A 21,742-nucleotide genomic window follows, 5' to 3' on the forward strand; every position below is an offset into this window, starting at 1 on the left:
GATGGAAGATGGAAGTTGGATGATGGAAGCTGGAAGCTGGAAATTTTTTGAGCAGCTTAATTCGCCTGAAGTTTATCCTAAGCCTGTCGAAGGGTTCCCGCTTTTTTCTTTTCCGTTGCCTGAGCGAAGTCGAAGGCAACGGAAAAGAAAAGGATTTCCGCTCAAGTCGGGCTGCGAGAAATTTGAGATTAAAAAATATAGACGTGTTAATCTATAATTTAAAATCTATAATCTAAAATTTAAAAAAAGTTATGATCAAAAAATTACACCATATCGTTCTATTCCTTTTCAGTACACTCTATTTGGCGCAGGTCGATGTCGTGTACAATGATTTGGTCTGGTCCGACGAATTTTCCACCAACGGGGCTGTTGACAATACCAAATGGTTTCATCAAACTCAACTGCCTACAACAGGAGGATGGTACAATAATGAGCAACAACATTACACCAATCTCATCACCAATTCTTTCGCCAACAACGGTGAACTGAATATTGTCGCCAAAAAAGAAGTATTTACAGATCAAGGATTTACCAAAAATTATACTTCGGCAAGATTAAATTCAAAATTTGCCTTTAAATACGGCAGAATAGACGTTCGGGCAAAAGTTCCGAAAAATCAGGGAACATGGCCTGCAATCTGGCTTTTAGGAAAAAATGTGAATGAACCGGGTGGTTATTTCGCTTCCACTTACGGAAATACCAATTGGCCGGCTTGCGGAGAAATCGATATGATGGAATACGGAATTTTCCCTTCTGCTCCTGAAAATTTTATTCAGAGTACGTTGCATACACCGTCTTCGTCAGGAAATTCTGTCAACCATGGCGGAATGTTGGCTTCATCGGATATTACCGCCAATTACCACATTTATTCGATGAACTGGTCGCCGAATCAAATTACATTTTTGCTGGACGGAGTAGCGTATTACACCTATAATCCATCAGTAAAAAATGCATCAACCTGGCCTTTTGATAAAGAACAGTATCTGCTGCTTAATATTGCAATGGGCGGTGTTGCAGGAACTATTCCTTCCACATTTACCAATGCTTCGATGATTATTGATTATGTAAGAGTCTATCAAAACACCACTCCAGACACGGTTGCACCAACCAATTTTACCGCAACTGTTGGAGCAGTAACCAGTGATTCCGTAGAATTATTACTAAATGCGACGGATAATTTTGGAGCGATTACCTATCAAATTTCGGGTGGAGCTACACAAACGGTTTACGGAACTTCGGGTATTCAAAAATCAGAAATCGTTTCAGGGTTGAGTCCATCGACTAATTATACGTTTACCATTTCAGCGAGCGATGCAGCAGGAAATACCGCGGTCAATAATCCTATCACGCTGAATGCAACCACACTTTCCAATATCAACACGGCTTGCAACGGAACATCTACTCTGGCTTCACAAGGCGCATTTTCTACGGGGTACAAATACGGTTTCCAAACCATCGGAACCGATGTGAAAATTACTTTCGAATTGTTAGACACCGATAAAATGGGTGTTGTTGCCTATTTATGGAAACAAACTCCATTTGGCGAAACACCAATGACCAATGTTTCTGGGAAGAAATTTTCGAGTACCATTACAGGACAAACCGCGGGTTCTACAATTAATTATGCGGTGAAGTTTGCCTACGCAGGAGGAATGTCGGTGACCAAATATTATTCTTACGTAGTTGGTGATGCGTGTATTTCTCTGGGAGTTACAGATTTTTTAAAAGCCAAAGAACTGCTTTATCCCAATCCTGTTGAAAATATACTGAATCTGAAATTACCTGAAAACAAAAATACGGTTACACTTTATGATTTTTCAGGGAAGAAACTTTTTGAAAAAAATGTGGCGACGACTTTGGATTTAGATTTTAGTTCCTTTACAGCAGGTACTTATTTAATCAGAATTGAAAATTCCAAAGGAGCCAATACGTATAAAATCGTAAAAAAATAAGACAAAAAACGATTCGCGATTTTTAAGAATATCATTTCTGAAAATTAAAGATCAACAATAATACTAATTTTTAAAACTTTATAAAGATGAAAAATTTATCTCTTTTTCTAATGCTTTTGGCATTTAGTTTTGGCTTTTCTCAGCCAACCACTAATGCACCGACACCTACAAAAGCTGCCGCGGATGTGATTTCTATATTCAGTGATGCGTATACGAATGTAGCTACTAATTACAGTCCTTATTGGGGACAAAATCCTCCGGTAACTGTAAACCCTAACTTTGTAGCTGTTTCTGGTTCCGGAAATAATATATTGGCTTATACCAATTTCAATTATCAGGGAACCGAACTTACTACTCAAAATGCAGCTTCTATGGAATATCTTCATATTGATGTATGGACAAACACCGCAGGAGCTGTTCTTAAAGTTTCGCCTATCAACAATGGAACGGGCGCCAGTGAATTTTTGGTGAATGTTCCTCTTACGAATGCAGGATGGAGCAGTGTGGATTTGCCAAAATCTGCATTTACGGGAATGACCTGGAATTCTGTTTTTCAGCTAAAATTTGACGGACAGTCAGGAACAAATCCATCTAATATTTATTTAGATAACATCTATTTCTGGAAAAATCCCGTAAATCCGGCGGCAGATGCTACTTTAAGCGATTTAAAAGTAAACGGAACCACTGTTTCAGGGTTCAGTTCTGCGATTCTTTCCTATACATTGGAATATCCGCAGGGTACAACGGCGGTTCCGCAAATTACTGCTGCTACAACCACCAATGCAAGCGCAACAAAAGTCATTACCCAGTCATCGGCAATTCCGGGTACGGCAACTGTTCTGGTAACCTCACAAAACGGATTGGTAACCAAAACATACACGGTAAATTATGTGGTTTCAGGACCTAATGTTGCTGCGCCAATTCCTCCTGCGAGAGCTGCGACAGACGTTATTTCCATGTTCAGTAATGCTTATGCCAATATTCCTATTGATGCATGGTCTGCGGTTTGGGACGATTCCAGTATTTCGGACATTCAGGTATCGGGAAATGATACTAAAAAAATTATTTTCACTAATTTCCTGGGAGTGGATTTCAGCGGAGCCGGACATCATATCAATGCAACTAATTTCACCCATTTCCATATGGATATCTGGATCGACAATAGTGTGGATATGGTAGGAAAAGTATTCAATCTCAAACTTTCACAATGGGGAGGAACTTCGGGAGAGGTTTCTGCACTGGAACTTCCGCTCAATACAGGAAGTACACCGGCTTTGGTAAAAGGGCAATGGCTTTCTATCGATGTTCCGTTGAGCAGCTGGACGAATAATGCTGCAAGAAATGATATCGCCCAGTTCGTGATTACTTCCAATATCGGAACGGTTTATTTTGATAATCTCTATTTTCATAAAGCTACAGTATTGGGAACCAATGAGGCTACAGTTTCCAAAAGCTTGAGAGTTTATCCTAATCCTGCGAATGTCGGTGAAACAATTACGGCAGAAAGTAAAGTGAAAACCATCGAAGTGTATACTTTGTCGGGACAAAAAGTAAAGAGTGAAAACTCAAACACCATATCCACACAAGGATTTGCCAAAGGAATGTATATTTTGAAAACCACGACAGATAAAGGGGAAGTTCAGTCTTCTAAAGTTATTGTGAAATAATTAAAACCATAAATAAATAATTAGACGTCCGTTGGTAAAACGGACGTTTTTTTCTTAAATTTTATCTATATTTGAGTAAAATGCTGAAACACTTTTTTGTTTACTTTTTATTGTTCCTGAGTTTTTTTTCTAATGCACAGAGCATTTTGGAAAAAGGGATGCCCTTTGTGCAAAATTATCTGCCCGAGAGCTACGGAAATCACGGTAAAATCTGGGATATTAAATCTGCAAAAAACGGCATGATCTACATGGCTTCCGAAGACGGACTTCTGGAGTTTGACGGTAAAACATGGGGACATTTTAAAAGTTACCGTGGCTATACAAGATCTTTATATGTTGCCAATGATTCTACCATTTATGCAGGAGCAGATATGGATTTCGGAGTCTGGAAGAAAAATAAATTCAGAAAATTCAGCTTTACTTCACTGTATCCTTTCAGAAAGAAAATAGGTGGGGTGAATGAAGAGTTTTGGGGAACGTATCAGATTAAAAATCAGATGGTTTTTGTATCTCATCAAAACATTTATATTTCTTCATATAAAAAGCTTACCAAAATTTCTGCACAGTCCAGATTTTCCAATAGTTTCTTCGTCAACGGAAGATTGTTTCTTGCCGATGAAAAAAAAGGACTTTTTGAGTACGACGGAGTACAGCTGAAACTCCTGTTTTCTTATCCAGATAACAGCTCTTTGGATGTAAGCGGTGTTTTTTTTAACGGAAATTCTCTACGGATCATTACTAAAGATAAAGGAATTTTTGAATGGAATAACGGAAGACTTACCACGCTTCACCTTGAAGTTTCTTCAATGCTGATCAGGAGCAAGGTTTTCAGTTTTATTAATTTGGGAACGCAGTATTACGCTTTCGGAACCATACTGGACGGAATATACATTACGGATCTGAACGGAAAAATCATTCAGCACATTAACAAAAGCAAAGGATTACCCAACAATACTGTTTTGTGCATGAATTACCAGAAAAGCGGCAAACTGTGGCTGGGTCTGGATTATGGAATCTCTTCTGTGGATATTAAAAATGACATTACTTATTTTTACAGTAAGGATGATGATTTTGGAACAGGATATACGGCAGCGTTCAAAGATCATATTTTCTTTTTAGGTTCTAATCAGGGGCTGTATTTTGCAGACTGGAATGAAATGGGAAATCCGGGATCCGGTAATTTTTTACGAATGGTAGAGGGATCCGAAGGACAGGTCTGGTCGCTGAGAAATATCGACGGAAATCTGTATTGCGGTCATGATAAAGGACTTTTTATTCTGGAGAAAAATAGTTTAAAAAAAATCAACAACGAATATGGTGTTTCTGCAATTACCCCTTTCAGGAAAGATTATATTTTAACAGGAAACTATTCGGGAATTTTCGTTTACAAAAAAGAAAACAATACACTCAAATTCATTAAAAAAATGAATTTAATTGTAGGAGCGGTAAGCCAGATTGAAGTGGAAAATGATCATACGATATGGATTAACATCCCTAATTACGGTATTCTGCGGACAACTGTCGATGCCAATTTTAATGCGGTTAACCGTCAGATTTTTCCCGACAGTAATTTTAAAGGAAACTTGCCGCATCTTTACAAAATCAAGGAGAAAATAAAAATATTTACTTCATCAGAACAGTATGATTTCAATCATCAGAACAATAAATTTTTTCCTGCTTCTGAAAAAGTCCAGCTTCCGGTTATTAACGGTAAACTTCCCGGATTTTATATTCCCCAAAAATTATCTGCGGAATATAACTTTTTCCCTATATACAACGGTTTTGCGCTGGAAAAACTGAATTTTCAGGATAAGAACAGGTTCAGTTCCCGGCTTATTTTCACGAAGGCACAGATGTTTAACAATATGGGAAATTTTGATCTGGAAGAAAATCAAAAGCTTCCTTACCGGTTCAATAATCTCCGTTTTGTATTTTCGCTTCCCAACGAAGAAGGAGTGGAGTATCAGTATTTTCTGGATGGATTTTCAAAAGACTGGTCTGTTTGGAATTCTGAAAATAAAATAGAATTTCTTGGTCTCAAAGAAGGGACATACAGTTTTTTGGTAAAAGCTAAAATCGGAAACCAGATATCTGACGTAAAAACATTTACCTTTAGAATCAATCCGCCTTGGTACAGAAGCCTGTATAGTTATGCAGCTTATCTTCTTATGATAGCGGGCTTTTTTTACTTCCTTAAAAAATATCAGGAAAACAAACTGAAAAAACAAAAACTGGAACTTCTGAAAAAAGAGCAGAATGCACTTCGCGAACAGGCAGAAAAGCACAGACAGGAAATGTTTTTTGAAAAACAGCGACAGCTTGAAAATGAGAAAAATAACCTCAAAGAAGAGATCAAAAACAAAACCATAGAACTTGCCACCAAAGCCAAAGAAGATGAAGATAAAAACCGCCTTCTTTCTACCATTAATGAAAAAATACTTGAAATAGAAAATAATCCGAATATTTCTAAAATAAGACTCGGAGAAATCCGCAGAACCCTGAAAACCTATCTGGAAACAGACGATCATACATTCGAAATCCAGATGGATGAACTTCATCAGGAGTTTTTCAAGGCAATGAGGAAGAAATTTCCCAATCTTTCCATATACGATCTGCGTTTATGCGCTTACCTTAAAATTGGGCTGAATTCTAAAGAAATGGCAGATATTTTTCAGGTATTGCCTTCCAGTATCAATGTAAGCCGATCCAGACTGAGAAAAAAACTCGGGCTGAAACCGGAAGATGATCTGTTTGATTTTCTGAATAATTTTGAATAGTTTTTCTAAGAAAAATCCATTTATCTACGTCCCGTAATTTTATTTACAATCCTTTTTTTCTTCTGATTACAATTCGGAGGCTATATTTCTTGTAATAATCATGAGAAAAATAAAAAAAAACATCTGATTTATATTGTTTGTAATCAATGTGTTATGGTTTTGTGCTTATAAAATGCAACATTTCTTTAAAATTGTTTCCAACGCTTTTCCATTTTTCTGCATCTATATAAATAGAGACAGCTTTAAAAACTAAAATGATATTACCTATGAAAAATTTATATATAAAGATCCTGCTTTTTTTACCGGTTTTCTATTTGGCGCAGATTCCGACGATTGAAACGGGTGATGGAAAGGGAGGTTATGAAAAGAGCAATCAGGTTGTCCTTCAGAAACTGAATATTGAAACCAAAATCACAGGAAGAATTTCTACCAATACCGTGACGATGGTTTTTAAAAATAATTCAGACCGATTGAGAGAAGGGAGAGTTACTTTTCCACTTCCGGAAGGAGTTAATGCAAGCGGTTATGCTTTAGACATTAATGGTAAACTAAGAAATGCGGTTCCTGTTGAAAAAGAAAAAGCAAAAGAAGTTTACGAAACGATTAAAAAAAGAAATATTGATCCGGGAATCCTTGAAAAAGTAGAAGGAAACAGCTTTCGTACAACAGTTTATCCGATCACTGCAAATGGTGGCGAAAGAACTGTTCAGATTACCTATCATTATGAACTGAAAAAAGAAGGGAACTCTTACCAGTATTTTTTACCGTTGAATTACAACTCGGAGATTCCTGAATTTAATGTTAAAACAACCGTTTTTCAGAGTTTGAATTCCCCACAGCTCGAAGAAAAGCCGGACGGAAGTTTTCATTTCGTTAAAAACGGAAATACTTGGGTTGCCGAAACGCACAAAACACAATATAAGCCCGGAAATAATTTAAAGATTAATTTTCCTCAGGATTATGAAAACCAAAGTTTTTTAATACAGAAAGCTTCTGGTAATTCGTCTTATTTTCTTGCAAATATTGCGGTTAGTTCAAACGAAAGAGCCAAAAGGCTTCCCAATAGACTGGCGATTGTCTGGGATAATTCATTGAGCGGAAAGAAACGCGATCATTCAAAAGAACTGGCTTTACTGGAAGAATATTTTAAGACCAATAAAAACCTGAATGTAAAGATATATTTCATTAATAATACATTCGAAGAAGGACAGACTTTCAGAATTAATGACGGAAACTGGAATCAGTTAAAAGCTTATCTGTTAAAAACAACGTACGATGGCGGAACAGATTTCGGAAAACTGGAGTCGCTTCGTGAAGATGAAATCTTTTTCTTTACAGACGGATTGTCGTCTTTCGGAGAACTGAAAATGATCTGGGCAAAGCCGGTTTATACCATTTCTTCATCCAATGCTGCGAATTTTAATCAGTTGAAATTCATCAGCAGCAAAACAGGCGGAGAATTTTTAAACCTGAACGAAAATGATCCTAAAAAGGTGGTTCGAAGTTTATTATTTCAGCCTTTAAAATTTTTAGGAATTGAAAATAATGCTCAGCTTTCTGAAGTCTATCCTTCTCTAACGCAGACCATTTCTGAGGATTTTGTGCTGACAGGTATTTTAAAAGAAAACCAAACAACAGTTAAGGCAAAATTCGGATATGGAAATGAAGTAACCGAAACAAAAGTCATTAATTTAAATATAAATGAACACGCGGTAAAAGACTGGGAAATTTCAAAATTCTGGGCACAGAAGAAACTGAATGAACTTGAAATCTTTGAAAAAGAAAATAAAGAGGAGATTAAAAATATCAGCAAACAGTTCAGTTTGGTAAGTAATAATATGAGCCTGATGGTTTTGGAAAATGTGGAAGATTACGTCCGTTATGATATCGCTCCGCCTGTAGAATTAAAAGCCCGGTTTGATGAGATGGTTAAAAACAACAGAGCTGCGAAAGATGAGCGAGTGAAAGATCTTATGGATGATGCAGAAAGAATGACACAAAACCTGAAGGACTGGTGGAAAACAGAATATAAGAAAAAGAAGGAATTAAAACGATATCCGGAACCTGATTATGATGAACTAATCGATTCTGATAGCAGAACCCAAAGAATTGAGGAGGTGGTAGTTACCGGAATAACTAATCAGGAAGGAGTGAAAGAATCTGTTTATGCTCCGCCGCCAACTGCGAATGTTGCTCCGAAAGTGGATGCTCCACCTGTGCAAGTTGATCGATTAGAAGTACCTGTTTCTAATCGTAGATCTAATGATATTCAGGAGGTGGTGATAACTGGAGCGTTGGGAGTTAAAAAAAGACAAGATGCAATGGTTTCCTCATCGACGGTGATAACATCTGAACCAGTAAGAAATCAACAAGGGAGCGTAAGAGGTGCTGCTTCTATTGCTTCAAATAATTCAGTTCAGTCGCTTGAAGGGCGAGTTTCTGGAATTAGTGTTAATTCAGGATGGACTGCAAAAGCAGATTCAATGAAAACGCAGGGAATTTCCGAGGTAATGAATTCAGGAAGAGTGAATTTAATTGAGGTGGAATCCAGTGCAGATTATATGAAGTTTTTTAATTCTGCTAAAACCCCTGAAAAAATATATGAAGTTTATCTGAAAAACAGAGCGCAATATGAAAACCTGCCTCAGTATTATTTTGATGTTGCTCAGTTGCTGTTTAAAAATAATGATAAAAAATACGGACTTAAAGTATTGAGTTCTATTGCAGATCTTGATATTGAAAATGAAGAATTGTACAAGCTTTTAGCCTATAAATTAAAGCAGGCTGAAGTTTATGATAAAGAACTTTTTGTCTCTCAGAAGGTATTGGAATGGAGACCGTTTGATCCGCAAAGTTACAGAGATTATGCTTTGGCATTGGAAGATAACGGAAAATATCAGCAGACTCTGGAAAATTTATATAAAGTTCTCACCCAGTCTTATACACGGGAATTAGCAGATCGAGACGATGGAATAGAGGAAATAGTGATCATGGAGATCAATGAACTGATCAGCAAGTACGGAAACAGACTGGATCTTAAGAACATCAATCCTAAGATTATTGCAGATCTTCCGGTAAATATCAGAGTAGTGATCAACTGGAATAAAGACGATACCGATATCGATCTTTGGGTAACAGATCCCAATAACGAACGTTGTTACTACAGTCATCCGGAAACAGAAATTGGAGGAAGACTGAGCAATGATTTTACAAGAGGTTTCGGACCGGAACAATTTCTGCTGAAAAAAGCAATTAAAGGAAAATATAAAATCCAGACCAATTTCTTTGGAGAAAGACAGGTGGGAATTGCCGGACCAACCGCAATTATGGCAGAAGTTTATATTAATTATGCAACAGGGAAGCAGGAAAGAAAAACAGTAGTGTTTCAGAATCAGAAAGAAAATGTAAGAGGGAATGATGACGGAATTCTGATTGGTGAATTTGAATTTTAATTAGGAACTGTACAAATTCAGGTGATTGTGGTTTTTAAGAATTTGTTCAGGTTTTTTCCGCAGGCGAAGCAGATCTGTATATTTAATTAAGCCTTATAAAACGAATGATCTGAGATTTTAATCAATTAATTGGATAGAAGAATGAACTGTCAGTCTGCGGAATTTTTAGAAAAAAAGAGGGTAAAGCACAATAAAATGGTATGTGGAGAAGTTAAAATAGTGGTCGATGTATGATGAAGAAGATTGAGTTTGGAGCGTCTGCAGAAATGCGGACGCTTTTTTATTTAACTTTAAAATTGAAAATTAAAAAATCGGCTACTTTCATAAACCAGTCAGAATCTAAAACTAAAAGTCACAATTTTTTGTTAAATCATTAAAATTTTCTCTTCCTGAACAAAAATTATTTTTACTTTTGGAGAATTAACTCAACAGTACAATATATGTTTACAGTTAAAAATTCTATTCTTGGATTCATTTGTGCAATCGGTTGCATTGGTTCATCTTTGTGCAATGCCCAGACTTCTGTTCAGGTGAAAAATAATCTGAATTTTGAAAGAAATGAAGTGGTTGCAGTTCCCGTTTCACAGCTAAGATCTTTTTTAAATAAAAATAAAGAAGAAGAGATAAGGATAAAAAACAGCAAAGGACAATTAATAACCATTCAGTGGATCGACAACGATGGAGACGGAAACAATGATGAATTGCTTTTCATGGCGCACATTGCCGGAAAATCCTCTGAAAAATATACCATTACAGCCGATGGAAAATCTTCGGTTCCTGAAAGTAAAGTAACCACCTATTCCAGACTGGTTCCGGAAAGAGTAGACGATTATGCATGGGAAAATGATAAAATTGCATTCAGAATGTACGGTCCGAAAGGGCAGAAAGAAGCTTTAGCCGGAGTAAAAGGAAGTACCCTTTCCAGCGGAGTGGATATTTGGCTGAAAAGAACAGAGCAGCCGGTTATCAATAAATGGTATAAAGGCTATTTAACCGATCCGATGTATTACCACAGAGATTCCAGAGGAGAAGGCTACGATCCCTATCACGTCGGAGACAGCCGAGGAACCGGAGGAATCGGAATCTGGAAAGACGGAAAACTACAGGTTTCGCAGAATTTTGTTACCTCTAAAACCATTGCTGAAGGACCTTTAAGAACGGTTTTTGAGCTTACATACAATCCCTGGAGCGATTTTGATGTGAAAGAAACCAAAAGAATTTGTTTAGATTTAGGTTCAAATTTTTCAAAATTCGAATCCACTTTTGAAGCGGAAAAAAAGGTTCCGAATTATACCATCGGAATTACCCTTCACAAAAACGAAGGAGAAGCAAAGCTTAATGACAAAGAAGGTTATTATCTTCATTGGGAAAAAATTGATGATGCCTTTGTAGGAGAGGGAATTGTGGTAAATCCTGAAGCTATTGAAAAATCAATGGCTTTTACATCTGAAATTCCGGATCAGAGCAACTTGCTGGTCATCACAAAACCTCAGAAAAAACTTACCTATTACGCAGGATTTGCATGGCAGAAAAGCGGACAGATTCAAACCCAGAAAGATTGGGAAAATCTGTTAAAAAAACAGGCGCAGATCATCGCAAATCCTTTACAGGTAACCATTAAATAAACATCATAAGGATGAAAACAAAACTCTATTTACTGACTTTAGGTTTAGCTGCCGTCAATTTTTCCGCTCAGACAAAAGACACCTTAGCTGAAAAAATGCTGATTTATCAGCTTCCGATCGGAGGTTGGGGAAAACAGCTCGAAGATAAATCTGTCGTCAATTACAATCTTCCTCTCAGCAAAGAACTTTTACGAAAGATAAAAGCAACAGGAGACGATCATGCAACCATTGATAATAATGCAACTTCAAGAGAGATTAATGCACTCATCAAAGCATATTCTGTCACCAAAAATCCCGAATATTTAAAATCGGCAGAAAAAGGAATCAGCTATCTTTTGCTGATGCAGTATAAAAACAACGGAGGTTTTCCGCAGTATTATCCCAATAAAGGACTGTACAGAAAGCAGATTACATATAACGACAATGCAATGATTAATGCATTAACGGTTTTGTATAATGTTGCCGAAGGAAAAAATGGTTTCGATGTGGTGGATGCAAAGCTGAAAGAAAAATCAAAAACCGCCGTTCAGAAAGGAATAGAATGTATTTTAAAAACCCAGGTTCTGCAGAAAAATATTCCTGCGATCTGGGGAGATCAGTATAACGAAGAAACCTTACAGCCGGATAAAGCACGAGCTTTTGAGCCTGTTTCTTTAGCCACTGCAGAATCTGTGGGAATTGTACGGTTTTTAATGATGCAGCCCGTAACTCCGGAAATCGAAAAATCTGTAAAATCTGCCATAAAATGGTTCAGACAAAATAAAATTGAAGGCTACAGCTATGAAGTGTCTAAGGTAAACGGAAAAGCAGTGCGAACCTTAGCCGAAGATAAAAATTCTGTGATCTGGGCACGATTTTACGACATCAACAACAATAAACCTCTTTTCGGCGACCGCGACGGAAGCGTAAAATACAATTATTACGAAGTTTCCGAAGAAAGAAGAAACGGCTATAGCTGGTACGGAGATTATGCCGAAAAACTGCTTGGGAAAGAATATCCGAAGTGGCTTGAAAAAAACAGTATTTCTGATTTATAGTTAGTGGCGGTACATGGAACGTTAGATCAATTTTATTCCGTGTTCTGCAGAAAAAAGCGGCTGTCCCGATCGGGACAGCCGCTTACTGTATGAATAGTATTAAAAAGAATTGCAGATATTTCCGGATAATGTAGCTCCCGCATTTGCCGTAACATCAGATTTTACCGATGACAGAGAAAGCGTTGGAATTGTATAAGGAGGCGTGAAAGCTGTTCCGTTTCCTAGCTTATTACCCGTAACGTTGGTAAAAGTATTGTTGGAAGTAACCGTTACTGCTGTATAACCGCTCATTAGGTTAATCGGCTCGTTTACATTTTCAAAAACATTTCCGTCCACTCGGATATTAGCCTGAACTCCTGCTGCAATACATTTGTTGCTTACAGAACTGTTGAAATAGCTGTTCAGGATATGGATTTTTCCGTAGCGCACTCTCGGCATACGTTCTCTGCATCCCGGAGCCCACCAGCAACGAACAAAAGTTACATTCAGTTTTCCTGCATCCGTTGTGGCGCCATCGCTCGAACCGATGAGGTTGGAGAATCGGTGGTCGTCTGTTCCTCCGGATCCTCCCGCTTTTGGAGGTTTTAAATAATGAAATTTCGTGTAGGATACCGTTACAAAATCAGATTTATTTTTAATATCAAAATTTCCGTCTACCCCGTCTCTGAATTCACAATGATCGATCCATACATTTCGACAGTCGTCCAGAATTGCGTTATCCCAACCATCTGTATCATAAGCTCCGGGACCTTCAAAGATCAGATTTCTGATGATGATATTGTTGCATCTTTTAATATTGATGATTCCTGAACCATCTTTGGTCTGATCCGTAGAAACCAGTTTCGCACCGCTTGTTCCGTAGATGGTTTTTCCTGTCTGATCCTGAAATGAAAGACGTGCTGAAACAGTAATCGTTCCGGTTACTTTAACCACTTTTACGGCTGAATTTTCGATAGCAGCTTTTAACTGGGCGTAGTTGGTAACGGTAGTTTCAGCAGCAGTTCCGCCTCCTGTAGTTCCACCGTTTTGAGAAGCCCATCCTGGTGCAACACAATTGGCTAACGGAATTACCGCACTCGCAACCAGTTCACTTCTCATGTTCAGGTCACTGTTGTTTTCGGATAAATCGGATTTAATGTCTTCCTGTCCGCATCCGGTTAAGGTAAAAACAGAACAGAGCGCTACCGCAGCAAAAACAGCTTTAAATGTTTTTTTCATAGTAAGTAATTGTTTTTAATTAAGATTAGATTATAAAATTACAAATACGATAACTAAATAATTTATATTTTAACATATCTATATTTATATAATTATAATGTTGATTATTTAATTTGGTTAATCGGTTGCATTTTATTTAATATTTAAAATTGATTTGGCTGTTAAATGATAAATAAAAATCCCAAAGATGATCCGATCTAAGAAATTAAATCTGCTGAACCGGAAAATCTTCGGGAAAAAATATTAGCTGTTTGGTATATGTTTTATTTAATTGGTAAACAGATTGTTGTATTTGAATGAAAATTAAATCCCGAATTTAAATTTAGCCTGAAAACTCATCATTAATAAAATCTTCTCTGAAAGGAGCAAACGAATCAATCAGTTTTCCCGCTTCGAGACATTTCACGCCGTGAAAAATATTGGGTTGCGCAAAAAATCCGTCACCTTTCTGTAAAATTTTCATTTCACCATCAACCGTAACTTCAAATTTTCCTTCTGCAACATACGTGATCTGAGAATGAAAATGCTGATGCAAAACGCCAACAGCATCCTTCTCAAATTGTACAATCACCATCATTATCTGAGAATTATATCCGACAAACTGTCTGGAAACACCGCCTCCCAAATCTTCCCATTCAGAATTTCCATCAAAGAAAGGTTCTTTTTTGAATTTCATCTTATTACTTTACTTTTTCAATTTTTATTAAACTAATTTTTACATTAAACCTGTCATTTCGACGAAGGAGAAATCTAATGTATTGATTGATTTTATGTTATTCTCGCGCAAATTTTGCTGATTGAGCAGATCTTTAAAATGATTTTAATCTGCAAAATCAGCGGGATTTCTATTATTTGATATACTTTTCCAACCCAATTTTCAAGGTTTTTAAACTTTTCGCGGCTAATTTAGCCACCGTTTCCGCCCCTAATTTCGATAAATGCGTATCATCTTCTTTTCCTTTAGGATAATACGGATCTTCGCCTTCTTTATAATACAGATGAAGTTTTTTTGAATTTTCGGGGCCGTAAGCAATTTCCATCTGTTCTGTTAACAACTGCATATCCACAAAAGGAACTTTCAGATCGTTTGCGACCATTCTTACAACCAGAGGATATTCCTTATGCGTATCGATCAACACTCCGTTTTCGTTGAAGTTTCTTCTTACAATGGAAGTCATCAGAACAGGAATCGCCCCTTTTGCTCTGGCTTCATTCACATATCGTTCAAGATTCGCTCTGTACTGTGTGTAAGGATTGGTAAACTTTGTAGAGTCTTTAATTTTCTGATCGTTATGACCAAACTGTATAATGACGAAATCTCCTTTTTTCAGTTGTTTTTCCACCTGATCCCATCGTCCTTCCGTTCTGAAACTTTTGGAACTTCTTCCGTTCACCGCATGATTCTGTATTTCAATTCCGTTGGTTAAAAACTGAGGCAGAACCTGTCCCCATCCGTGTTCCGGATTTTTGTCCGGATTTTCTTTAGTTGCCATGGTAGAATCCCCGATTAAGAAAAGAGTAGGTTTTTGCTGAGCCATAATTAAAGTTGAAGCTACTATTGTAAAGATTAAAAGTATTTTTTTCATTTTAAAAATTTATTTCATTTAAATCTGGAAGATGCTTCGACAAGCTCAGCATGACAACTCTAATACTAATCGCTTTATTTAACGCTGAATTTGTAGCGATGTCATGCTGAGCTTGTCGAAGCATCTCAATTATTCATTGCTAATATTCAGGATTCCAGCCATCAAAAATTTTTTCTGGCGTATAATTTTTCAGATCTTTTTTTGTGAGCTGATGCGACCAGTTTACGCGTTTCAAAGTATTTCCGCCTTCTCCTTTACTCCCAAATTCCGCGTAATAGGCTGTTTTTTCTTTATCAGGAAACATTTTGTCGCCTCTCCACGGATTCCAGCCTTCGGGAAGGATATGTTTTCCCATTTCAGTATTGATGAAAACCGTTTTTGCGTAAGGTCTCCAAGGTCTGCCTAAATACACTTTGGTAATGTCTTCTTTCGCAGTTAATGTACAGTCGAAAAACACGAAACCATACTTTCTGTCCGATTCCGTTGCGGCTGCCGTGATGAACGAATCGGCTAAACTTTTAATCGTACAGTTCTTAAAAACAACGGTTGCCTGTCCGAAAATAAAATCAGTCGTTCCTTCGATTAAACAGTTTTCAAAATATTGTCTGCTGTGATTGGTTGCGGCATAAACGGTGTCCTGACAACCTGAAATAATCGAATTTTTAATGATAAAACGATCACCTTCCACATGAAGTGAAACCGCCTGTCCTTCATTGCAGGAAGTATTCTGAATCGTTATATTGCTGATTTTTATGTCATCTCCCATCACCAATAACGTATAAGAATTAAACGTGGTCATCTTTTCATTGAAAGAATCTGGTTTTCCTGAAAAATCATTGTTGGTAATTATAGTATTATCTTTATTTTGGCCTTCCAGCGTAATTTTATGTTTTGAAGAAGGAATCACCACTTTTTCATGGTACGTTCCGGATTTTATTAAAATCAAAGCTTCTTCCGCACCCAAATCTCTGATGGAATTAATGGCTTTCTGAATCGAGGTAAAATCTCCGCTTCCGTCTTTTGCAACGGTAATTTTGATATACGGATCATTTCCTGCGAACAGAAAATTTGCCATCGAAATAAGAAGAATTAAAAATAATTTTTTCATAAACTGATTTATTATTTTTTGATGCAAAGTTTTTTATAAAGCCTCATAATTTTTAGGGAGCAAAGGCAAATAAAATTTGCTTCGCGAAGCTATGACGATAACTTCATAAAATCAACTTTTTGATTCATCTTTGCTCCTTAAAATTTAACATATCTATTAATAAAAACTTTGCGTTTAAGATCACTATTTCAAAACTTTATCTAAAAAATCCAATGTCAAATTCAATGTTTCCGTAAACCATGGTTCTGCCGACCAAAAAGAATGTGGCGTATCTTTAATCTCATGAAACTCTGTCGGAATGTTATAACTCTTCAGTTTTTTCATCATATCGTCTCTTCCGGCATGAAATCTTGGCTGCGAACTGTTGATGAAAAGAGTAGGAGGGGTATTTTTATCCACAAATTCTAAGGGAGAAGCGGCTGTCCAGTTTTTTAAATTGCTTTCTCTGTCTCCGTTCAGCCAATACGAGGCGTAAGTGCTTTCTTCCGCTTCGGGATGAATAAAAGAAACAATGCCATCTACATTTATAATTGCCTGAATTTTATTTTTGGATTTCACGCCGACCAAAGTGGCGATCTGCGCTCCGGCAGATTCTCCCAGAACCGCTATTTTCTTTCGGTCTAAAGAATATTTTTTACTGTTTTTCTTCAGCCATTGAATTCCGGTTTCGATGTCTTCTACTCCGGCAGGAAATTTCGCAACATCAGCGAGACGATAACCGATGGCAATCACCACAAAACCTTTTGAAGCGAGTTCCATTGCCATGAATTTTTCGTTTTCCTTACTTCCCGAAATCCATCCGCCACCATGAACCATCGCAATTCCCGGATATTTTTTGTCTTGGTTTAAAGGATAATATACATCTGCTTTCAGAGAAATTCCGTTGATGCTTTTATATTCTGCGTCTTTATCAATCCCGATATTTTGAGGAACCGGACGGTCAATCGGAGTTACAAACGGATATTTTTTTTTGAATTTTTCGAATGTTCCTTCATTGGTATAGGGAGTAGCATTCGGTCGATTTACCTGTCCGAATGCCATTGTCCCCACAAAAAAAATAGAAATATAAGTATGTTTTCGGTTAAAAATCATGTTGTCAAATTTTAAATTTTAAAGCATTAAGGAGATTGAAGAGGTTAAGTTTTATTAAGAAAATCAGTATGATTTTATCTTAAAATAAAGCGATCTTACCTGTCTTAACAGCTTAATTGATCTTAATGGTTTAAATTATTGATACACTATTTAACTGCATTTTTCGATACATCCGTTCCGATAGAAAGTGCATTTTTATCAGACGTAATTTCTTTCGGCAATAAGACTGCACCTGTTTTATTTCCTAACACTTTTACAACAGGTTTATTTGCCGAATCAAACTTCACGGTTGAAAGATTGATGTTTTTACTGTTGTAGATCGTTGCTCCCGTTCCTTCGGAATATTTCAGCTTTACATTTTTTAACTGAATTCCGTCTGCATCTACTATGGTTAAGGCTTTTTTGGTATCAAACTGCGAATCTTCAATCACAATATTTTTAAGATTCATTTCAGCTAAACCGAATAAGGTAATTGCTTCATCGGAATTGGTTGCTGTAATGTTTTTAAAGAAAATATTTCTGAAAACCGGCGTTTCTTCCGTTACGGGATATACTTTTTCCGGAGCTTTGTTGCCTTCCTGTTTCTGCCCGTCTTCCAGAACCGGAGATGCGCCTTCGTAGAACATATTGAAGCCGATAACCTGAGTCGGAATATTAATCATATCAATATTTTTCATGTAAATATTTTCCACAATTCCTCCTCTTCCACGCGTGGTTTTGAAACGAAGCCCGATATCTGTTCCGATGAAAGTACAATCTGAAACGTGGATATTTCTTGCTCCGCCCGACATTTCACTGCCAATAACGAAACCTCCGTGACCGTGATACACAATATTGTTTTTAATGATAACATTTTCAGTAGGCATTCCTCTTTTTCTTCCGTCTTTGTCTTTTCCGGATTTTATACAGATGGCATCGTCTCCCACATCAAACGTATTGTCGTAGATCAGAACGTTTTTGCAGGATTCCAGATCCAGACCGTCTCCATTTTGAGAAAACCATGGGTTTCGGATGGTAAGATTCCTTAAAATAACATTGGAACACATCAAAGGATGAAGATTCCATGCCGGAGAATTCTGGAAGGTCGGTCCGTCCAGCAAAACTTTGTCGCATTCCACCAGACTTACCATTACCGGACGGAGAAAATCTTTCACCGTAATCAGTTCTTCTTTGGAAATCTTATCCGGAACATTGAAGTTGGAGCTGCTTTCCAGTCCTTTTTTATAGCTTTCCGAAGGATACCAGTTTTTGCCGTCCGAAGATACAATTCCGCCGGATTTTACAATTTCTTTCCATTCAGATTCAGACACTTTGCTTTTTTTGATGGCTCTCCATGCTTCGCCGCTTCCATCAATCACTCCTTTTCCTGTAATGGCAATATTTGTTGCATTTTTTGCCGAAATCGGAGACTGGCAACGCGTTGTATTCAATCCTTCGAAACTTACATCTACCAACGGATAATCGTTTTTATCTTTACTGAAAATAATCATCGCTCCTTCCTCAATGTGAAGATTAATGTTGCTTTTCAAGACGATGGGACCGGTAAGCCACATTCCGCGGGGAACGACTAATTTTCCGCCTCCTTTTTTGCTCAGGTCTTCGATTGCTTTTTTAAAAGCTTCTGTATTTTTTACATTTCCGCCCGCAATTCCGCCGTATTGTGTGATGGAAACGGTGTTGGCTGCAAAAGAAGTTTCTGCAACCTGCGGCATTTTAAACTCAATATTTTTATAAATATCAGAATTCTGAGCACAGATTTGCCCTGAAAATAGCATTGCTGCTGCTAAACCGATCACTTTAAAAGTCTTCTTCATTTTATTATTTTTGAGTTTTAATTATTTTTTTAAATTCCTGATAAACAATGGAGGCTACTACTTTTGCTCCTTCGGGCTGAAAATGAGTGTTGTCTTTCTGACCTTTGGGATAGGCTTCGTATACATTTTCCGGAAGATTCATAAAGTAATGATTTGTGGTAAAATCCTGTCCTTTTCCGATAAAATATTCCATAGATAATGTATTCAGATCAATATACGGAACGTTCATTTCTTTAGCAATTTCAATGGGCGCTTTGCTGTATTCTCCGTGTACATTTTCCAGTTTTCCGTCTTTCCATGGGTAATTTCTGGCAACGGGAGTTAAAATAACAGGATTTGCTCCTTTCTGCTTCGTCTGCGTTACAAATAATCTTAAAAATTCTTTGTATCCCTGAATGTTTACGTACCGTTCCGGATGTTTTTCCGAACTGTCGTTATGTCCAAACTGGATGATGACATAATCACCCGGCTGCAAATGTTCGTATATCTCTCTCCATCTTCCTTCCTGAAAAAACGTTCGTGTACTTCTTCCACCATGCGCTTTGTCAATAATCTCCACAGAGTCCGTTGAAATGGCAGGTTTTAAAAAAGCCAAACTGTCTTTCGCAAAAAACGGCTGAAAAACCTGTCCCCATCCTGTAATGGGATATCTTACTTTCATATAATCTTTTCCGGGTTCGTAGTTTCCGGTGTAATCTGCCATGGTAGAATCTCCGATGAGATAAATATGGGTAATCTTTTTAACCTGTTTTGCTGCTGTAGTGTTCTGAGATTTGCATCCCGACAACAGCAAAACGACGATTAAAAATGAAACTATATTGTAAATTTTTCTATTCATTGATTCTAAATAAATTTTTATATACACTGTCATTCTGAACGAAATGAAATGTATTGAAGAATCTGATTATTATTTTTCGGTAACAGATTTTACAGTTGGTGCAGATTTTTTAAATCAAATGAAAATTTATTCATCATTAATTCTCCTGAAAATCTGAGGAATATTATTAATTCTTGGTGATTCTGAACCAGTCAAAATCGGCATATCCGCCTCGAGGTGCTTTTGATGTACTGATGCTGTACAGCCCAATTTTGGCTCCGATCCATTTTCCGGGTTTTGCCTGAAAAAGATCACCTGTTTTGATGAAATTTTTTCCGTTTTCGCTGTAGCTGAACTGGCATAAACCATTCGGTTCGTTTACATTTACTTTCAGATAGACTTCGTTGCTTTTTAATTTTGTTTCAAATAAAATCTTTTCTTCGCCGCCTTTATCTGCTTTTTCGGCTCTTCTTAACTGTATATAAAATCCATCTGGTTTGTTGGTAATCACGATGGACTGATGATCCAGTCCCATCACCAAAAGTCCTGCAGTTTTTCCTTCTTTGGCTTCTTCGGGCATTAATTTAACTTTTGTGGAAGCTGCAAAATTGGGAGCCGGAAATTTCTGAGTTAACAGATTCGGGACATTCCAAAGGTTGTTTTCACTTTCGGGAACTTTTATGGAGAATAATCTTAAAAACTTCTGTCCGGGAAGCTTGGAAGACCATACGATATTTTCATTTGCATTCCACTGCCATTGTAATCCTAATTTTTCATCATCAAATTCATCAGTTTCGGGCGGGGTAACGATAGGATAGAATTGTCCTACGTTTGGTTTTTTATACGTTAAGACTGGTTCGCCAATTCCGTTTTTATTATGGTCAATTCCGATAAAAGGCCAGTCTTTTTCCCACTTCACAGGTTGCAGATGGATAATTCTTCCTCCCGCATCCACATCCTGAAAGTGATAAAACCAGTCTTCTCCGGAAGGTGTATCTACCCACGCTCCCTGATGCGGACCGTTTATTTTTGTGGAACCCTGTTCCAGCACAATTTTTTCTTCGTAAGGACCATATATATTTTTTGATCTTAACACCAATTGCCAACCTGTAGCAACGCCGCCTGCCGGAGCAAAAATATAGTAATAGCCGTTTCTTTTATACATTTTAGGACCTTCAACGGTGGGATGAGCATCGTGACCATCGAAAACATGAATGCCTTTATCCAGCACTTTTGTTCCTTCCTGATTCATTTTATTTAATGTTAAAATGCTTTTTACTCCGGCTCGGCTTCCCGCCCAGCCGTGAACAAGATAAGCGTTTCCGTCTTCATCCCAGAACGGACAGGAATCTATCAGTCCTTTTCCTTCCATTACCAAAACAGGTTCTTCCCACTTTCCTAAAGGATCTTTGGTTTTCACCATATAGATTCCGAAATCGGGATCGCCCCAATAAATATAAAATTCGCCGTTGTGAAATCTCATACTCGGCGCCCAGACTCTAGTCATGGTCGGAAGATTTTTTTTATTATTTTGAATAATGTTTTTTTAATTTAACTATTTGATTTCCAATTAATTGTATTTCTGTTTTGGTTTTTA

Annotated in this window: 15 protein-coding genes; 7 read left to right on the plus strand and 8 right to left on the minus strand. The window is 37.3% G+C overall.

All coding sequences use genetic code 11. The annotated features are described in order from the left end of the window. Window position 1 precedes the first annotated feature (1 nt). The 7 genes from DD829_RS23990 to pelA all read left to right on the plus strand — a co-directional run bounded on the left by DD829_RS23990 (window position 2) and on the right by pelA (window position 12,510). Window positions 2–217 (plus strand): hypothetical protein, encoded by a 216-nt coding sequence (locus tag DD829_RS23990; RefSeq protein ID WP_108409651.1) that lies wholly within the window; start codon window positions 2–4, stop codon window positions 215–217. 34 nt (window positions 218–251) lie between these two features. After that, complete coding sequence (locus DD829_RS23695) at window positions 252–1,952, plus strand: family 16 glycosylhydrolase (RefSeq protein WP_165814870.1); 1,701 nt, start codon at window positions 252–254, stop codon at window positions 1,950–1,952. 86 nt (window positions 1,953–2,038) lie between these two features. Beyond that, a complete protein-coding gene (locus tag DD829_RS15110) occupies window positions 2,039–3,619 on the plus strand; it encodes a T9SS type A sorting domain-containing protein (RefSeq protein WP_108410461.1) in 1,581 nt (526 codons plus the stop codon). 158 nt (window positions 3,620–3,777) lie between these two features. Further along, complete coding sequence (locus DD829_RS15115) at window positions 3,778–6,396, plus strand: triple tyrosine motif-containing protein (protein ID WP_165796664.1); 2,619 nt, start codon at window positions 3,778–3,780, stop codon at window positions 6,394–6,396. A gap of 266 nt (window positions 6,397–6,662) precedes the next feature. Further along, window positions 6,663–9,848, plus strand: coding sequence for a VIT domain-containing protein (locus tag DD829_RS15120; RefSeq protein WP_165814872.1), 3,186 nt, complete (start codon window positions 6,663–6,665; stop codon window positions 9,846–9,848). Window positions 9,849–10,288: 440 nt separating this feature from the next. After that, on the plus strand, window positions 10,289–11,473 hold the full coding sequence (locus DD829_RS15125) for a DUF4861 domain-containing protein (RefSeq protein WP_116547896.1): 1,185 nt from the start codon (window positions 10,289–10,291) through the stop codon (window positions 11,471–11,473). Between the two features lie 11 nt (window positions 11,474–11,484). Further along, on the plus strand, window positions 11,485–12,510 hold the full coding sequence (pelA, locus tag DD829_RS15130) for a pectate lyase (RefSeq protein WP_108409312.1): 1,026 nt from the start codon (window positions 11,485–11,487) through the stop codon (window positions 12,508–12,510). Between the two features lie 99 nt (window positions 12,511–12,609). Here the strand turns inward: pelA and DD829_RS15135 are convergent, their stop codons facing one another. The 8 genes from DD829_RS15135 to DD829_RS15170 all read right to left on the minus strand — a co-directional run bounded on the left by DD829_RS15135 (window position 12,610) and on the right by DD829_RS15170 (window position 21,652). Continuing rightward, a complete protein-coding gene (locus DD829_RS15135) occupies window positions 12,610–13,728 on the minus strand; it encodes a polysaccharide lyase family 1 protein (protein WP_108409313.1) in 1,119 nt (372 codons plus the stop codon). Between the two features lie 322 nt (window positions 13,729–14,050). Continuing rightward, entirely contained in the window at window positions 14,051–14,404 is a 354-nt protein-coding gene (locus tag DD829_RS15140) for a cupin domain-containing protein (RefSeq protein WP_108409314.1), read from the minus strand. A gap of 172 nt (window positions 14,405–14,576) precedes the next feature. Continuing rightward, window positions 14,577–15,314 carry a rhamnogalacturonan acetylesterase gene (locus DD829_RS15145; RefSeq protein ID WP_108409315.1) on the minus strand — a complete coding sequence of 246 codons (738 nt, stop codon included), beginning with the start codon at window positions 15,312–15,314 and terminating at the stop codon, window positions 14,577–14,579. 139 nt (window positions 15,315–15,453) lie between these two features. Then, on the minus strand, window positions 15,454–16,422 hold the full coding sequence (locus DD829_RS15150) for a pectinesterase family protein (RefSeq protein ID WP_108411548.1): 969 nt from the start codon (window positions 16,420–16,422) through the stop codon (window positions 15,454–15,456). A gap of 183 nt (window positions 16,423–16,605) precedes the next feature. Then, window positions 16,606–17,514 (minus strand): alpha/beta hydrolase, encoded by a 909-nt coding sequence (locus DD829_RS15155; RefSeq protein WP_108411547.1) that lies wholly within the window; start codon window positions 17,512–17,514, stop codon window positions 16,606–16,608. A 146-nt stretch (window positions 17,515–17,660) separates the two neighbouring features. Further along, window positions 17,661–19,328 carry a glycoside hydrolase family 28 protein gene (locus DD829_RS15160; RefSeq protein ID WP_108411546.1) on the minus strand — a complete coding sequence of 556 codons (1,668 nt, stop codon included), beginning with the start codon at window positions 19,326–19,328 and terminating at the stop codon, window positions 17,661–17,663. Between the two features lie 4 nt (window positions 19,329–19,332). Then, window positions 19,333–20,166, minus strand: coding sequence for a rhamnogalacturonan acetylesterase (locus DD829_RS15165; RefSeq protein ID WP_108411549.1), 834 nt, complete (start codon window positions 20,164–20,166; stop codon window positions 19,333–19,335). Window positions 20,167–20,332: 166 nt separating this feature from the next. Continuing rightward, window positions 20,333–21,652: a glycoside hydrolase 43 family protein gene (locus DD829_RS15170; protein WP_228408215.1), complete on the minus strand. Its 1,320-nt coding sequence runs from the start codon at window positions 21,650–21,652 to the stop codon at window positions 20,333–20,335. Window positions 21,653–21,742: the final 90 nt, after the last annotated feature.

It is taken from the genome of Chryseobacterium sp. HMWF035, assembly GCF_003094695.1.
Classification (GTDB): domain Bacteria; phylum Bacteroidota; class Bacteroidia; order Flavobacteriales; family Weeksellaceae; genus Chryseobacterium; species Chryseobacterium gambrini.

What these genes read in the sequence shown, in the direction of transcription:
- DD829_RS23990 (WP_108409651.1), top strand. Translation starts at nt 2, where the DNA reads ATGGAAGATGGAAGTTGGATGATGGAAGCTGGAAGCTGGAAATTTTTT.
- DD829_RS23695 (WP_165814870.1), top strand. Translation starts at nt 252, where the DNA reads ATGATCAAAAAATTACACCATATCGTTCTATTCCTTTTCAGTACACTC.
- DD829_RS15110 (WP_108410461.1), top strand. Translation starts at nt 2,039, where the DNA reads ATGAAAAATTTATCTCTTTTTCTAATGCTTTTGGCATTTAGTTTTGGC.
- DD829_RS15115 (WP_165796664.1), top strand. Translation starts at nt 3,778, where the DNA reads ATGCCCTTTGTGCAAAATTATCTGCCCGAGAGCTACGGAAATCACGGT.
- DD829_RS15120 (WP_165814872.1), top strand. Translation starts at nt 6,663, where the DNA reads ATGAAAAATTTATATATAAAGATCCTGCTTTTTTTACCGGTTTTCTAT.
- DD829_RS15125 (WP_116547896.1), top strand. Translation starts at nt 10,289, where the DNA reads ATGTTTACAGTTAAAAATTCTATTCTTGGATTCATTTGTGCAATCGGT.
- pelA (WP_108409312.1), top strand. Translation starts at nt 11,485, where the DNA reads ATGAAAACAAAACTCTATTTACTGACTTTAGGTTTAGCTGCCGTCAAT.
- DD829_RS15135 (WP_108409313.1), bottom strand. Translation starts at nt 13,728, where the DNA reads ATGAAAAAAACATTTAAAGCTGTTTTTGCTGCGGTAGCGCTCTGTTCT.
- DD829_RS15140 (WP_108409314.1), bottom strand. Translation starts at nt 14,404, where the DNA reads ATGAAATTCAAAAAAGAACCTTTCTTTGATGGAAATTCTGAATGGGAA.
- DD829_RS15145 (WP_108409315.1), bottom strand. Translation starts at nt 15,314, where the DNA reads ATGAAAAAAATACTTTTAATCTTTACAATAGTAGCTTCAACTTTAATT.
- DD829_RS15150 (WP_108411548.1), bottom strand. Translation starts at nt 16,422, where the DNA reads ATGAAAAAATTATTTTTAATTCTTCTTATTTCGATGGCAAATTTTCTG.
- DD829_RS15155 (WP_108411547.1), bottom strand. Translation starts at nt 17,514, where the DNA reads ATGATTTTTAACCGAAAACATACTTATATTTCTATTTTTTTTGTGGGG.
- DD829_RS15160 (WP_108411546.1), bottom strand. Translation starts at nt 19,328, where the DNA reads ATGAAGAAGACTTTTAAAGTGATCGGTTTAGCAGCAGCAATGCTATTT.
- DD829_RS15165 (WP_108411549.1), bottom strand. Translation starts at nt 20,166, where the DNA reads ATGAATAGAAAAATTTACAATATAGTTTCATTTTTAATCGTCGTTTTG.
- DD829_RS15170 (WP_228408215.1), bottom strand. Translation starts at nt 21,652, where the DNA reads ATGACTAGAGTCTGGGCGCCGAGTATGAGATTTCACAACGGCGAATTT.